This window comes from Microbacterium sp. (genome assembly GCF_052099035.1).
GTDB lineage: Bacteria > Actinomycetota > Actinomycetes > Actinomycetales > Microbacteriaceae > Microbacterium.
Map to the genome: position 1 here is coordinate 2,319 of NZ_JBQDSX010000065.1, position 12,758 is coordinate 15,076.

Here is a 12,758-nt window from a genome sequence, read left to right on the forward strand (position 1 = left end):
GCTCGCTCGCGCCCAGCGCGCACCCGGCCAGGACCCCCGCCCGCCGGCCACCCCCCGCCCGGGGGGTTTTCAAACCGTCTCCCACCCCCCCGTGGGGGCTCCTTTTCCCCCCCCCCGCCGCGTGAATTCGAGGAGGCCAGGCGGGCCGGAGAAGAATCCGGGGTCAGCCCGGAACACCCAGGAAGACCATGAACGCGATCGCTCCCACGAACAGCACCGTGAGTCCGCCGTAAATCGCGATCGTCCACCCGCGGTAGCTCTGCCCGGCCGTTCCGCCCGCGGCCGGGCTGACGTAATTCCGGGTCGCTTCGTCGCGGGCCGTCGCGGCGCGTGATGCAGCCGCACGCAGTTCAGCCTTCTCTGCAGCGGTTGGCGGCACCGCCTCCTTCTTGTGAGCGGATGCCGAGGTCCAGCTGTCTTCGGGTGCCCACGTGCTGCGCTTGCGGAGCGCGGGAGCGTCAGCCTCGACTTGCTCCGACGGCGCCGGCGGAATGACGGGCTCCGCACCGGGAGCCGGTGGCGCCGAGTCAAAACTGGGTGGCGGCGGAATCTCGAATCCTTCGATGGCCGCTTCGGCATCGGTCGTGGCATCCGCGCCGGAATTTTGCGGGTTCTCCGTGTTTTCGCCGCTCATGCTCTCGATACTACGTGTGGGGGCATCGCTGCGCGGGGTCAGCCTCCGAGCGAGCCAGCATCCACGGAACCGACGTCGGTGCGGTGGAAATTCTGGAACGAACGGGATGCCGTCGGCCCCCGCTGCCCCTGATAACGGTTGCCGTAGGGGCCCGAGCCGTATGGATTCTCGGCGGGCGAGGTGAGGCGGAAGAAGCAGAGCTGCCCGATCTTCATCCCGGGCCAGAGCTTGATCGGCAGCGTCGCGACGTTCGCGAGCTCGAGGGTCACGTGGCCGGTGAAGCCAGGATCGATGAACCCTGCGGTGGAGTGGGTGATGAGCCCGAGGCGTCCCAGCGACGATTTGCCCTCGAGCCGTGCGGCGATGTCGTCGGCGAGGCTGACCTGCTCGAAGGTGGCGCCGAGCGCGAACTCTCCGGGGTGCAGGATGAACGGCTCGTCCGGCTTGACCTCGATGAGGCGCGTCAGCTCGGGCTGGTCCTCGGACGGGTCAATGAACGGGTACTTGTGGTTGTCGAACAGCCGGAAGTACCGGTCCAGACGCACGTCGATGCTCGACGGCTGGATCATCTCCGTACTATGCGGAGTCAGGCCGATCCGGCCGGATGCGAGTTCTGCCTTGATGTCGCGATCACTGAGAAGCACGAAACCAGCGTATGGCATCGGCCGCGGCCGTCAGGCGTCTGGCATCCTGGGGTCAGCTGTCTAACTGGAGGCGGCAATGGCGCACTCGATCGTCGTCGGCGCGGGCATGGTCGGCCTTGCCACGGCATGGCATCTGCAGGAGAAGGGCGTCGAGGTCACCATCCTCGATCGCACCGGTGTCGCGGCCGGGTCCTCGTGGGGGAACGCGGGCTGGCTCACGCCGAGCAAGACGATCCCGCTCGCCGACCCGAGCCTGTGGACCTATGGCCCGAAAGCGTTGATCGATCCGGATGCTGCGCTGCACGTGCCGTTCCGGATGGATGCACGCCTCTGGGGGTTCCTCGCCCGGTTCGCCGCGCACGGCACGAACCGGGCGTGGGATCGGACGATGGCTGCGCTGACCCCGATCGACAAGCTTGCACTGGAGTGCTTCGACGAGCTCACCGATGGTGGCGTGGACTCCTGGACCCGGGAAGGTCCGTTCGTCGTCGGGTTCGCGGAGGAGGCGCATGCCAAGGGCTTCCTCCGCGAGATCGCGGGCGTGGTCCGGCATGGGCAAGAGGCACCGCTCGAGCGGTTGGCTTCACCCCAGGAACTGGCTCCGATGCTCTCGGATGCCGTGACGGTCGCCTATCGCTTGGACGGACAGCGCTTCCTCGAGCCCGCCCCGTTCGTGCAGGCTCTCGCGGACGCCGTCGTCGCACGCGGCGCGACGCTGCGCACCGGCGCCGAGGTCGTCTCGGTCACCGGCGGCACGTCGGCAAGCGTCACCCTTGCCGACGGCGAGCGCCTGTCCGCCGATTCCATCGTCATCGCGACGGGCGCGTGGATGCCGCGACTCGCACGCAAACTCGGAGTGCGGATGCCGGTGCAGGCCGGGCGCGGATACTCCTTCACCGTCGACACCGCTGTGAAGGCGGAACATCCGGTGTATCTGCCGATGCAGCGCATCGCCTGCACGCCGTACCAGGGTCGGTTCCGCATTGCGGGCACCCTGGAGTTCCGCGGTCCCGACGAGCCGTCCCAGCCCCGCCGCATCCAGGCGATCATCAATCAGGCGGAGCGGATGTTCCGCGGCGTCGACCTCGAAGTGCGGCATGACGAGTGGGTGGGGTCGCGGCCCGTCACCCCCGACGGGCTTCCGCTGGTCGGGGCGACGCGCGCTCCCGGCGTCTTCGTCGCCGGAGGCCACGGCATGTGGGGCATCGTGCTGGGACCGGCGACCGGAAAGATGCTCGCCGAGAGGATCGTCACCGGGAAGACGCATCCTGCGATCGCCGCGTTCGATCCCTTGCGCTGATGCCCCTCGGTCGTTGAGCGAGCGGAGCGAGTCGAAACGCGCTGAGCGAGCGTCAGCGAGTCGAAACGCGCTGAGCGAGCGTCAGCGAGTCGAAGTCGCCTCAACTTTTGTTATGCTGGCCGGGCGCCGAAAGGTTGCGGGACTGTAGTTCAATGGTAGAACTTCTGCTTCCCAAGCAGATAGCGCGGGTTCGATTCCCGTCAGTCCCTCCATTGTGATGTCTCAGGACATCGTGAACGGCTGAACCCCCGGAAACCGGGGGTTCAGCCGTTTTTGTTTTTGTAGTTCTTGTCGGGGTTGAGGGTGAATTCGGCGAGGAGTTCTCCGGTGGCCAGGGTGATGACGGTGGCGTCATTGTTGTGGACGAGGCAGATGATCTCGGTGCGGGCGTGTGCTCTGCCGATGTGGAGGAGCCGGCCGGATCGCATCGGGGGTGCGGTTCGGTGTCGTTGCGGGGCGTCGCGAGCGTGGCTCGAATGCGGCGTCGCCCTCGTCCAGCCATCGGTGGTGAAGTTTATGGACCAGGGGTTTTCGAGACCCCGTAAAGCGCAGCGACGCGAGCGTATGACAGGCTCTGGAAGGCGACGGCTTTGATCAGAATCTCGTATTTGGCCACCGTTCACGATGTCCTGAGACATCCCCGCACCGGAAGCACGATCGTTCACGATGACCCGGGACATGCGTTCACGATGTCCTGAACCCAGACACCGTCAGTCCCTCCAGTTTCTGTCCTGCCTGTTCTCATGCCGTCGAGACGGCGACTTCGACCAGTTCGCGGCTGATCGACAGCAGATCCCGCGTGCCACCGCGCCAGAGGGCCGTGATCGGACGGGCGATCGTCTGGCCGTCGAGCGGCACCTCGACCTGCCGCCCCAACCGGATGTCATCGGCGACCGCGAGCGCTGAAAGCAGTGCGGGCGCGAGCCCTTCGGCGACAGCCATCCGCACGGCAGCGGACGTCGGCAGCACGACGGCGGGCGCTGCGGCATCCCGTCCGAGAACGGAGCGCACGGCATCTTCCCACGTTTGTCGTGTGCCGCTGCCCGCCTCGCGTGTGACGAGCGCGCAGTCCGCGACCTCGTCGATCTCGACCGACTCCCGCGTCGCCCACGGATGCGAGGGCGCGACCACCAGAGCGAGCGAATCCATCCGGATCGTCGTATGCGAAAGCCCTGCCGGGATCGCGGAGGATTCGATGAAGCCGAGATCGGCCGCACCGTCATGCACAAGCGCTTCGACCTCGGTACTGTTGCCGGTCAGCAGCCGTACCGCAGTCGGGTCTTGCCCTGATCTCAACTGCCGCTCTCTGAGCGCGACCAGCCACGCGGGGATCATGTGCGCCGCGACGGTCTGGCTCGCCGCGACCGTCAGCTCGCGCTGACGTTCATCACGCAGCGTCTCGATGCCCGCGCGGAACCGCTCGGCCCCCGCAAGCACTCCCTCGGCCCACGACGCGACCGTCTCGCCTTCTGCCGTCGGCACGACTCCGCGCGGGGTCCGCAAGAACAGCTCTAGTCCGAGTTGCCGCTCGACACTGCGCAACCGCGCCGAGGCGGACTGCTGCGTCACCCCACACTCCCGCGCCGCAGCGGAGATCGAACCGTAGCGCATGGCGGCGGCCAGCAGCTCCAGCGCCTCAATGTCAGGAACACCTTGCATTTCCGCCCCACAGTCTGAGTTTGTACCCCTATCGACGATAGACCGCTACCGCCGTGTCCGCACCTGTTGGATGGTGAAACTGTGCAAATCGCCCCCGCTTCCACCCTTCCTCGCAGACTCGGCGCGCGCGGCCTCGCCGTGTGGCCGGGCGTGCTCCTCACCGCCGCCATTGCCGCCATCTCCACGGGCATCGGTTCCGTGATCCCTGTTCTCGGCTCGGCGGTTCCGGCGATCATCATCGGCGTGCTCATCTCACTTCTGCGGCCGCGCCTCATGCGCGGACACGAGAAGACGGATGCTCGCATCCAGCCCGGCATCACCTATTCCAGTAAGTTCCTGCTGCAACTCGCAGTGGTCTTCCTCGGCGTGCAGCTCTCGCTCAGCAGCATCCTGCAGGTGGGTCTCGAGTCCCTCCCGATCATGCTCACGACTCTGGTGGTCTGCCTTCTGGGCGCCTGGCTTATCGGCAAGCTGCTGCGCACCGAGCGCCGCGTCACCACGCTGATCGGCGTCGGGACAGGAATCTGCGGCGCCTCCGCCATAGCCGCGGTCTCACCGATCATCGGAGCCGCGAGCGCGGAGATCGCGTACGCCGTGTCGACGATCTTCCTGTTCAACATCCTCGCCGTCATCCTGTTTCCGATGCTCGGGCATGCGTTGAACCTCGATCCGCACACCTTCGGGCTGCTGGCCGGCACGGCGGTCAACGACACGAGCTCGGTCGTCGCCGCCGCCGGCGTCTACAGCACGGCAGCACTCGGGTTCGCGGTGGTCGTCAAGCTCGTCCGAACACTCATGATCATTCCGATCAGCATCGGCCTGTCGGTGATGGAAGCGCGGCGAGAAGCATCCGGCAGTGGCCTGACCGGTGCGCGCGTTGCGAAGCTCATCCCGTGGTTCCTCGTCGGATTCATCGTCGTGGCACTCATCAACTCATCCGGCATCATTCCGGACGGCCCGCGGGACGTGCTCGTGCACGCCAGCATCTTTCTCATCGCTATGGCACTCGCCGGCATCGGGCTCTCCACCGACATCCCCGCGCTTCGCCGCGCGGGCTGGCGGCCGCTCGCGCTCGGCGGCATCCTCTGGGTGCTCGTGACAGTGACCGCTCTCGCGACGATCGGTGTCACGGCGTCCTTCCGTTGAGACGCCGATGGGTGGATGCCACAATCGACGTGATCGAGAGCAGAGGTGAACCCATGACCAAGAACTTCGCCGTCGGCGACCACGTCGGCTGGAACTCCGAGGCCGGACAGGTCAGCGGCCGCATCGTGAAGGTGCACACCGCCGACTTCGACTACAAGGGCCACACGCATCGCGCGAGCGATGACGACCCGCAGTACGAGATCAAGAGCGACAAGACCGATCACGTCGCGGCGCACAAGGGCGGCGCGCTGAGGCACCTCAAGGGGTAAATTGCTGAATTAGCAATAAGAAAGCTTTATCTAAAAATAGATTACTTAAAGCAGAGTTGATCTACACTGATAGTATGTCTACGACGCCAGTCCCGGTAAGGCGTTCTCTGCGCGTGCTCGGAGAGAACCTCGCAACGCAACGCAAGTTGCTGGGCCTGACCGCGAAAATGGTCGCGCAGCGCGCAGGCACGACGCCGCCGACCATAAGCAAACTTGAGAACGGCCAGGGCACGTCACTGGAGATCACGCTCCGTGTCCTGCGAGTGCTCGGCCTCATGGACGCTGTGGTCGCCGCAACCGATCCGTTCTCAACCCCCCGCGGCCGACTGATGGTCGACGAGAAGCTCCCTGAGCGAGTCCGGGTGCGCTCCGATGGCTAACACCTATGAGGTGACCACGGTGGTCGAGGGCCAGCAGGTCCGCGCCGGACGGGTTTACCGCACCAGGGCTTCGGGGGCCTTCGAGTACGACACCGCTTATCTGCGTACGCGAACGGCGTTCGCCATAGCTCCTGCGCTCGGCCTGTTCCCAGGTGCACAACCGCTTTTCCCAACCAATCCCCTCAGTGATTCAGCGCCCGATACATGGGGCCGCAAGGTGCAGAATCGCGCTGCTGGGCGCAAGCTCGATGAGCTGAGCCTGATGTTCGGCGTCAACGATGAGGGACGTCAGGGTGCGACACGCTTCTGGAACGACGGTGTCGCGGTCGCCGAGGGCGACGGGGTGCCCGTCGAAGCCGACCTTTCTGACATTATTCACGTCGCCGATCAGATCGAACGCGGAGAGAAGGAGATCGACGAAGTGGCGATCCGGCGTCTGTTTCGCGCCACCGGTTCACTCGGCGGCGCCCGACCCAAGGCGAACGTGAAGCTCGGCTCCAGCCTGTGGCTTGCAAAGTTCCCGAAGCCCGCCGGGGACGACTGGAACGTGATGGCCTGGGAAGCCGCAATGCTTGATGCAATGGGAGCAGCGGGGATCGATGTCCCCGCGCACATGACGAAACAGGTGATCGTCGATGGCACCGACCGGACGGTGCTGTTCGTGAAGCGATTCGACCGCACGGATGACGGCATTCGCGTTCCATATATCTCCGCGATGACCGCTCTCGAATCCACCGACGGCGACGGTGGTGACTGGGTCGACGTCGCTGACTTCGCGCAGGTGTCGGGATCCGACACGACGGAGCTGTGGCGTCGCGCCGTGTTCGGCGCTCTTGTCGGCAACCTCGACGATCATCTGCGAAACCACGGGTTCCTCCGTCGCGGAAGTGCGTGGGAGCTCTCCCCGGCTTTCGACGTAAATCCAGAGCCGCTTGCTGATGGTGATGAGCACGAACTCGCCCTCATCGGCAAGCGTGAAATCACGGTCGAATCGCTCATGTCGACGGACGCTCTCAAGTTGTTCGGTGTCCTACCCGCGAATGCCGAACTCTTCCTCGGGCAGCTCCGACCAGTGCTGTCAGCGCTCCCGCGATATGCCGTGGCGCATGGCGCCGACCCTCTCAGCGTCGACGTGATGCGTTCTCGCATTGAATCCGCCGCCAGTGCAGTGACCTGAACCCCTCAGAAGCGAGATCAGGACCGGTCGGCCAGCGCCGCCTTGATCCGCTCGATCGCCGCGCGCATGATCGGTCGCGGAGTCGCGAACACGAACCGTGTGCACCCGATCGCCGCCTGCCCGCACGCCGCGCCGTCCGTCATGGCCACGCCCGCATTCTCGCGGAACCATTCGCCGAGATCTCCCGTCAGCCCGGTCTCACGGAAGTCGAGCAGGGCGATATATGTCCCTTCCGGCATGGTCATGTGCACGTCCGGAAGCTCGGCCACGAGTTCCACGAGCAGTCGCCGATTTCCATCGAGATAGTCAGTCACGTCGTCGAGCCAGGAATCACCCGACCTGTAGGCCGCCAGGCTCGCGAGCGCTCCGGTCGTCGACGTGCCGTGCCCGGTCCACCCGCCGTCGGCTTCCCACAGCTCCAGCGACTCCGCATCGGAGAAGATGATCTGCGCGCACTTGAGGCCGGCAAGGTTCCACGCCTTCGATGCGGATGCCGCGGTGACCGTGTGGGCGGCAGCCACCGGCGACACTGACGCATAAGGGATATGGCTCGCGGGTGCGTAGACCAGTGGGGCGTGGATTTCATCCGAGAACACCCGGCCTCCGGCATCCGCCACGGTATCGGCGATCGCAAGCAGCTCATCACGTGTCGAGACGGTGCCGAGCGGGTTGTGCGGGTTGCACAGCACGAGCATCTCGCCCCCGGCGGCGAATGCCGCGGTGACGGCATCGTGGTCCATGACCCAGCGGCCATCGACCAGGATGCTGGGCACCTCGATGACCCGTCGCCCCAGACGCGGCGGCACCGAGAGGAACGGCATATATGCCGGTGTCGGCACGATGATCGCTGCATCCGGTGCGGTGAAGTTCTTGATGGCGAACTCGAACGCGACGATGACGTCCGGCACGAGGCGGACGTTGTCCGAATCGATCGCCCAACCGTAGTGCTCGGTGTACCGATTCGCGGTCGCCTGTTGCAGATCTGTCGCGAGCTGCTGCGGGAGGTATCCAGTCAACCCCGAGGACAGTGACGCATTGATCGCGTCGCTGATGGCGGGTGCGACGCCGAAGTCCATCTCGGCGACGAAGGCACCGATCGCGTCAGGGAACATCGTCCACTTCACGCTTCCGGCTGCTCGCAGGTCGGCCTCAGTGATCGAGTCGAACGGATGCGTGGTCATACTGCTCCTTCAGGTCGTGTCTCTATTCTCCCTGTACGAGCTTCAACCGAGGCGGTCGGCGACGATCCGGGCCGTCGCCTCCGGGTGAACGCGGTGCCCCACAGACTCTGGAACCCGCAGGTACTCGGCATCCGGCATCACCTCGGCGAGCTTCTTCGCCGCAGTGGCGAGGATCGGCATCGTCTCGATGCCGCACAGGATCGTCACCGGCATCCGCACCCCGTGCATCGCCTCGGTCGGCGTCGACACCCGCTGCGTGAGCAGCGTGTCGTACACGGTGGACTGCCCGAGTGGCGCCGTCTCGGCGAAGGCCGGCGACGCACGGAACTGCTCGATCATCGCGTCGGGAAGACCCACGCCCTCACGCTGGAAGGCGACCACAGCGTCCCCAGGGTTGCCGGCATCGACCATGCGCTGCAGCCGCTCGGCGAGATCAGGGGCCGGTTCCCCCTCACCGAAGCGGAACGGCGGCTCCGACAGGAACAGATGGGTCATCGGCAGGCCCTCGCCCGCTGCGAACAGCGCCAGTACCGCTCCGGACGAATGCCCGAGGACTGCCGCGTCGGTGCCGACAGCATCGATCACCGCCGCCAGATCTTCGACTTCGCGTTCAGGGGCGGCGGGCGGAGTGTCACCGCTTTCACCGCGAGCGCGTCGATCGTACGTGATGGCCCGAAGGCCAGCATCCGCCATCGCGCTCGCGATCTCTGCGGAATCCTGCGCGCGCGACAGCGCACCGTTGATGATGACCACCGCCGGGCCCGCTCCGCTCGAGTGCATCGCGATCGGGGTGCCGTCCGCGGAGGTGACCATGTCCATCAAACAGGCTCCGGCTGAGCCTCGCCCGCCGGGGCCGCGTCGCCACCCCCGGCGGGGATGATGTCGAGCGGCATCGTGCTCGTGTCGAGCAGCTCGTTGGTGTCCTGCCCGTCGACGAGCGCTTTCGCCTCGGCTTTGGTCTCCACCGTCGGGAACGAGCCGAGCAGCGGGCGCTTGGCCGTCTCCTTCATCGTCAGCATCGCGACGCCGCCGAGAGCCGCGAAGAACATGATGTAGAACGCGGGCATGTAGGTGTTTCCGGTGAGCTCGATCAGCGCCTGGCTGAACAGCGGGGTCGTGCCGCCGAAGAGCGACACAGCGATGTTGTACGCAACCGCCATCGCACCGAACCGGGATGCCGTCGGGAACAGCGCCGGCAGAGCGGATGCCGAGATCGCGACGTAGAACGCGACCGGGATCGCCACCATCGCGAGCGCGATGAACACCGCCCACTCCTCGCCGATCTGCATGACGGTGAACGCGGGAATCATCAGCACGATCGTCGCCACCACGGCGATGCCGTACACGGGTTTACGTCCGATGCGATCGGAGAGCTTGCCGATCAACGGCAGACAGGCGCTCATCACGATGAGCACCGGCACCGTCGCGATCGCCGCCATCAGGTTCGACACGCCGACCTCGGTCTCGAGGTACGTCGGCATGTAGCTGGTGAGCGCGTACCCCGCGGTATTCGTAGCCGATACGAGCGCGACGCCGATGAGCACCTCACGCCAGTGGTGGCGGAAGATCCCGGGAAGGCCGTGCCGACCGAGCGGATCATCGCCCTGGCTCGGACGTGCATCCGCTGCTTCGGCTTCGAATGCGGGTGTCTCCGGAATCTTCAATCGGAACCAGATCGCCACTGCGCCCAGCGGGATCGCGACGAGGAACGGGATGCGCCAGCCGTACTCGACCATTGCGCCGGAGCCCGAGATCCCTTCGACGATCCATGTCGTGAGCGCGACAGTGGATGCACCGGCGGCGAACCCGACGTAGGAACCGACATCGAGGAACGACGACCAGAAACCGCGCGAGCGATCAGGCGAGAACTCCGAGACATACGTCGTGGCACCCGCATACTCGCCACCGGTGGAGAAGCCCTGGATCATCTTCAGGATGTACAGCGGAACGATCGCCCACAGCCCGATCGCCTCAGATGTCGGCAGCACACCGATAAGCGCGGTCGCCGTGGCCATCATCGCCATCGTGAAGAACAGCACCTTCTGCCGGCCGATGCGGTCTCCCAGCGGGCCGAGGATGAATCCACCCAGCGGCCGCACGAGGAACGAGATCGCGAAGCCGAACAGAGTCAGCAGCAGACCGAGACCACCGGGGGGCGTCGCCGGTGAACACGGCCGTCAGCGTCACGGCGAGGTATCCGTAGATTCCGAAGTCGAACCACTCCATGAAGTTTCCGACGACCGTACCGGTGATCGCCGTGCGCAACTTCGACTTCTTGACGACGAGGACGTCGTCGACCTCGAGCCTTCTGCGACGGATGAGCGGTTTCTTTCGGCTGGGCATCGAGTTCTCCTTCGTGGCCGATCGAGTGGCACCTAAATTACGCGGACGAGCGAGTTTCGGCCACTGCTTCTGCGGCGAGGCCGCAACTTGCCTGCCGAACTCGACGCATCGCGCACCCTGTGCTTGGCTCGCCTTATGACCTTCGAAGCCCAACACATCTCCCAAGCGATCGACGCGGATCCCGCCATCGTGGCAGCGTTCGGCGGCGACCCGGCGAACCTCCCGCGGTGGGCGGCCGGCCTCAGCGCCGGCATCCGAAATGAGGACGGACGATGGGTCACCGACTCGCCCATGGGCGCCGTCGAGGTGCGATTCACGGATGCCGTTGGCCTCGGCATCCTCGATCACGACGTGATCTTCCCCGATGGGACGAGCGTGCACAATCCGCTGCGCGTGCTGCGCAACGGCGACGGCAGTGAGGTGGTCTTCACCCTCTACCGTCTGCCCGGTGTCACCGGCGAAGAGCTGGATGAGGATGCCGCATCCATCGCCGAGGACCTATGGCGTTTGAAGGAGCTTCTCGAGGCCGCGACCTGAGATTACTCGACGACCCGCCCGCAGAGCTTGGGGTCGCAATCTTTGTCGTTCTGGCTCCGCCAAAGCGACAGAGATTGCGACCTGAACGCGTGAGGGCGCGACGAAAGGACTGATCATCACCGATTCCCCGCGCCCACGGATGCCGCGCCCACGGATGCTGCCCGCAGCCGCCGCGATCATCGCGCTGTGCCTGGTCGCCACCCTCATGCGACCGGCGGTCACTGCCGTCGGTCCGCTCATCGACCGGATCTCCCAGGACACCGGCATCCCGCTCGCACTGCTCGGGTTGCTGTCGACGATCGTCCTCATCATCTGGGCCGTCGTCTCGCCGTTCGCGCACGGATTCGGGCGGCGCCTGGGACTCGGCGGTGCGGTGCTTGCAGCCATGGGGCTGCTCGCCGTCGGCGTGATCGTGCGTTCGATCCCCGGTTCGACCGTGTGGCTGTGGGTCGGCACGGCCATCATCGGCGTCGCGCTGGCGATCGGCAACGTGCTGCTGCCGGCTGTGATCAAACGCGACTTCCCGCTGCGCGTGCCGATGATGATGGGCGTGTACTCCGCGCTCCTCGGCGGAGCGGGAGCCGTGGCATCCGGCATGGCGGTCCCCATCGCGAACCTCACCGGCAGCGACACCGGTGCGGGGTGGCGGTTGTCTCTGCTCCTGACCGGCGCCGTCGTCGCTCCGCTCGCGCTCATCGCCTGGTGGTTCGTCAGCCGCCATGAGATGAGGGCGATGCGAGGCAGCGCCGCGGCTCCGGCATCCCGACTGGGAATCTGGCGCGATCCGGTGGCCTGGCAGGTCGCCGGCTACATGGGCGTGCAGTCGACGACGTTCTACGTGCTCGTCACGTGGCTCGCGACGATGTCGCTGAGCACCGGTCGAGACGACACCCTCGCCGGGATCGATGTGATGGTCTACCAGGTCTTCTCGCTGGTCGGTTCCCTCACGGTCGCCTTCGCGATGCGCGGCCGCGGCGCGCGGATCACGCCGGCAGCGCTGCCCGTGCTCGGCATCGCCGGGATCGCCGGTCTCATGCTCTGGCCGGATGCCATCGGATTCTGGGTCATCCCGCTCGGAGTGTTCTCCGGGCTGTCGCTCGGCGTCTCGTTGACGCTGATGGCCCAGCGTGCCCGCGATCACAGCACGTCTTCCGCACTATCGGGAATGTCGCAGTCCGTCGGCTACGCGATCGCCGCGATCGGACCGGCGCTGTTCGGGGCCGTGCATGCGCTCACCGGAAGCTGGACGCTGCCGCTCGTCATCCTGCTGGTGACGATGGCGCTGCAGGCCCTCTTCGGAGTCTTCGCCGCCCGCGACCGGTACGTGCTCGAGCCGCGCTGACCCGTCCAGCCGCGAGAATTGCTTTGCGCGCCGAGACTCGCGCTGCCACGGCGATTGTCACCGCGCAGGGCAATTCTCGCGGTCAGTACGGCTAGTCGTCCGCGGCGCGCGTCGCGTTGCGGTCGGCGATGAGGGTGTCGCGCACC

The 12,758-nt window shown here is 66.0% G+C and carries 13 protein-coding genes, 1 tRNA gene and 1 pseudogene; 8 read left to right on the top strand and 7 right to left on the bottom strand.

The genetic code is table 11. The features are described 5' to 3' along the window. Nucleotides 1-163: 163 nt before the first annotated feature. Both ACTIAO_RS14585 and dcd read right to left on the bottom strand, forming a co-directional pair. Nucleotides 164-634: a hypothetical protein gene (locus ACTIAO_RS14585; protein WP_441906923.1), complete on the bottom strand. Its 471-nt coding sequence runs from the start codon at nucleotides 632-634 to the stop codon at nucleotides 164-166. A 38-nt stretch (nucleotides 635-672) separates the two neighbouring features. Beyond that, nucleotides 673-1,278: a dCTP deaminase gene (dcd, locus tag ACTIAO_RS14590; protein WP_441906924.1), complete on the bottom strand. Its 606-nt coding sequence runs from the start codon at nucleotides 1,276-1,278 to the stop codon at nucleotides 673-675. Between the two features lie 76 nt (nucleotides 1,279-1,354). Here dcd and ACTIAO_RS14595 point away from each other — a divergent pair, with 76 nt between their 5' ends. Beyond that, the gene (locus ACTIAO_RS14595) at nucleotides 1,355-2,578 is read left to right on the top strand and encodes an NAD(P)/FAD-dependent oxidoreductase (protein WP_441906925.1); all 1,224 of its coding nucleotides are present in this window, start codon (nucleotides 1,355-1,357) and stop codon (nucleotides 2,576-2,578) included. A 138-nt stretch (nucleotides 2,579-2,716) separates the two neighbouring features. Then, nucleotides 2,717-2,790: transfer RNA gene (locus ACTIAO_RS14600), tRNA-Gly, on the top strand. Between the two features lie 51 nt (nucleotides 2,791-2,841). On the opposite strand, the gene ACTIAO_RS14605 is transcribed toward ACTIAO_RS14600, so the two are convergent. Both ACTIAO_RS14605 and ACTIAO_RS14610 read right to left on the bottom strand, forming a co-directional pair. After that, nucleotides 2,842-3,258: a hypothetical protein gene (locus tag ACTIAO_RS14605; protein WP_441906926.1), complete on the bottom strand. Its 417-nt coding sequence runs from the start codon at nucleotides 3,256-3,258 to the stop codon at nucleotides 2,842-2,844. Between the two features lie 61 nt (nucleotides 3,259-3,319). After that, on the bottom strand, nucleotides 3,320-4,237 hold the full coding sequence (locus ACTIAO_RS14610) for a LysR family transcriptional regulator (RefSeq protein WP_441906927.1): 918 nt from the start codon (nucleotides 4,235-4,237) through the stop codon (nucleotides 3,320-3,322). Nucleotides 4,238-4,318: 81 nt separating this feature from the next. Between ACTIAO_RS14610 and ACTIAO_RS14615 the strand changes: the two genes are divergently transcribed. The 4 genes from ACTIAO_RS14615 (at nucleotide 4,319) to ACTIAO_RS14630 (ending at nucleotide 7,209) form a co-directional block, all read left to right on the top strand. Continuing rightward, on the top strand, nucleotides 4,319-5,383 hold the full coding sequence (locus ACTIAO_RS14615; protein WP_441906928.1) for a YeiH family protein: 1,065 nt from the start codon (nucleotides 4,319-4,321) through the stop codon (nucleotides 5,381-5,383). A gap of 53 nt (nucleotides 5,384-5,436) precedes the next feature. Continuing rightward, entirely contained in the window at nucleotides 5,437-5,652 is a 216-nt protein-coding gene (locus ACTIAO_RS14620; RefSeq protein WP_441906929.1) for a DUF2945 domain-containing protein, read from the top strand. 74 nt (nucleotides 5,653-5,726) lie between these two features. Then, on the top strand, nucleotides 5,727-6,032 hold the full coding sequence (locus ACTIAO_RS14625) for a helix-turn-helix domain-containing protein (RefSeq protein WP_441906930.1): 306 nt from the start codon (nucleotides 5,727-5,729) through the stop codon (nucleotides 6,030-6,032). Then, nucleotides 6,025-7,209: a type II toxin-antitoxin system HipA family toxin gene (locus ACTIAO_RS14630; protein WP_441906931.1), complete on the top strand. Its 1,185-nt coding sequence runs from the start codon at nucleotides 6,025-6,027 to the stop codon at nucleotides 7,207-7,209. The genes ACTIAO_RS14625 and ACTIAO_RS14630 overlap by 8 nt, the downstream gene beginning before the upstream one ends. Before the next feature lie 17 nt (nucleotides 7,210-7,226). Here the strand turns inward: ACTIAO_RS14630 and ACTIAO_RS14635 are convergent, their stop codons facing one another. The 3 genes and pseudogenes from ACTIAO_RS14635 to ACTIAO_RS14645 all read right to left on the bottom strand — a co-directional run bounded on the left by ACTIAO_RS14635 (nucleotide 7,227) and on the right by ACTIAO_RS14645 (nucleotide 10,733). Next, entirely contained in the window at nucleotides 7,227-8,390 is a 1,164-nt protein-coding gene (locus tag ACTIAO_RS14635; RefSeq protein WP_441906932.1) for a MalY/PatB family protein, read from the bottom strand. A 42-nt stretch (nucleotides 8,391-8,432) separates the two neighbouring features. Then, a complete protein-coding gene (locus ACTIAO_RS14640; RefSeq protein WP_441906933.1) occupies nucleotides 8,433-9,209 on the bottom strand; it encodes an alpha/beta fold hydrolase in 777 nt (258 codons plus the stop codon). Next, nucleotides 9,209-10,733 (bottom strand): annotated as a pseudogene (locus ACTIAO_RS14645) (MFS transporter). The gene ACTIAO_RS14640 and the pseudogene ACTIAO_RS14645 overlap by 1 nt, the downstream one beginning before the upstream one ends. Nucleotides 10,734-10,868: 135 nt before the next feature. Between ACTIAO_RS14645 and ACTIAO_RS14650 the strand changes: the two are divergent. Together ACTIAO_RS14650 and ACTIAO_RS14655 are read left to right on the top strand one after the other, a co-directional pair. Then, nucleotides 10,869-11,270, top strand: coding sequence for an SRPBCC family protein (locus tag ACTIAO_RS14650; RefSeq protein WP_441906934.1), 402 nt, complete (start codon nucleotides 10,869-10,871; stop codon nucleotides 11,268-11,270). 154 nt (nucleotides 11,271-11,424) lie between these two features. Then, nucleotides 11,425-12,612 (top strand): MFS transporter, encoded by a 1,188-nt coding sequence (locus tag ACTIAO_RS14655; RefSeq protein ID WP_441906935.1) that lies wholly within the window; start codon nucleotides 11,425-11,427, stop codon nucleotides 12,610-12,612. The last annotated feature ends 146 nt before the right edge of the window (nucleotides 12,613-12,758 follow it).

Coding starts and splice junctions, on each gene's coding strand:
- ACTIAO_RS14625 (WP_441906930.1), top strand. CDS start 5,727: ATGTCTACGACGCCAGTCCCGGTAAGGCGTTCTCTGCGCGTGCTCGGA.
- ACTIAO_RS14605 (WP_441906926.1), bottom strand. CDS start 3,258: ATGTCCCGGGTCATCGTGAACGATCGTGCTTCCGGTGCGGGGATGTCT.
- ACTIAO_RS14640 (WP_441906933.1), bottom strand. CDS start 9,209: ATGGACATGGTCACCTCCGCGGACGGCACCCCGATCGCGATGCACTCG.
- ACTIAO_RS14585 (WP_441906923.1), bottom strand. CDS start 634: ATGAGCGGCGAAAACACGGAGAACCCGCAAAATTCCGGCGCGGATGCC.
- ACTIAO_RS14635 (WP_441906932.1), bottom strand. CDS start 8,390: ATGACCACGCATCCGTTCGACTCGATCACTGAGGCCGACCTGCGAGCA.
- ACTIAO_RS14595 (WP_441906925.1), top strand. CDS start 1,355: ATGGCGCACTCGATCGTCGTCGGCGCGGGCATGGTCGGCCTTGCCACG.
- ACTIAO_RS14610 (WP_441906927.1), bottom strand. CDS start 4,237: ATGCAAGGTGTTCCTGACATTGAGGCGCTGGAGCTGCTGGCCGCCGCC.
- ACTIAO_RS14655 (WP_441906935.1), top strand. CDS start 11,425: ATGCTGCCCGCAGCCGCCGCGATCATCGCGCTGTGCCTGGTCGCCACC.
- ACTIAO_RS14630 (WP_441906931.1), top strand. CDS start 6,025: ATGGCTAACACCTATGAGGTGACCACGGTGGTCGAGGGCCAGCAGGTC.
- ACTIAO_RS14650 (WP_441906934.1), top strand. CDS start 10,869: ATGACCTTCGAAGCCCAACACATCTCCCAAGCGATCGACGCGGATCCC.
- ACTIAO_RS14620 (WP_441906929.1), top strand. CDS start 5,437: ATGACCAAGAACTTCGCCGTCGGCGACCACGTCGGCTGGAACTCCGAG.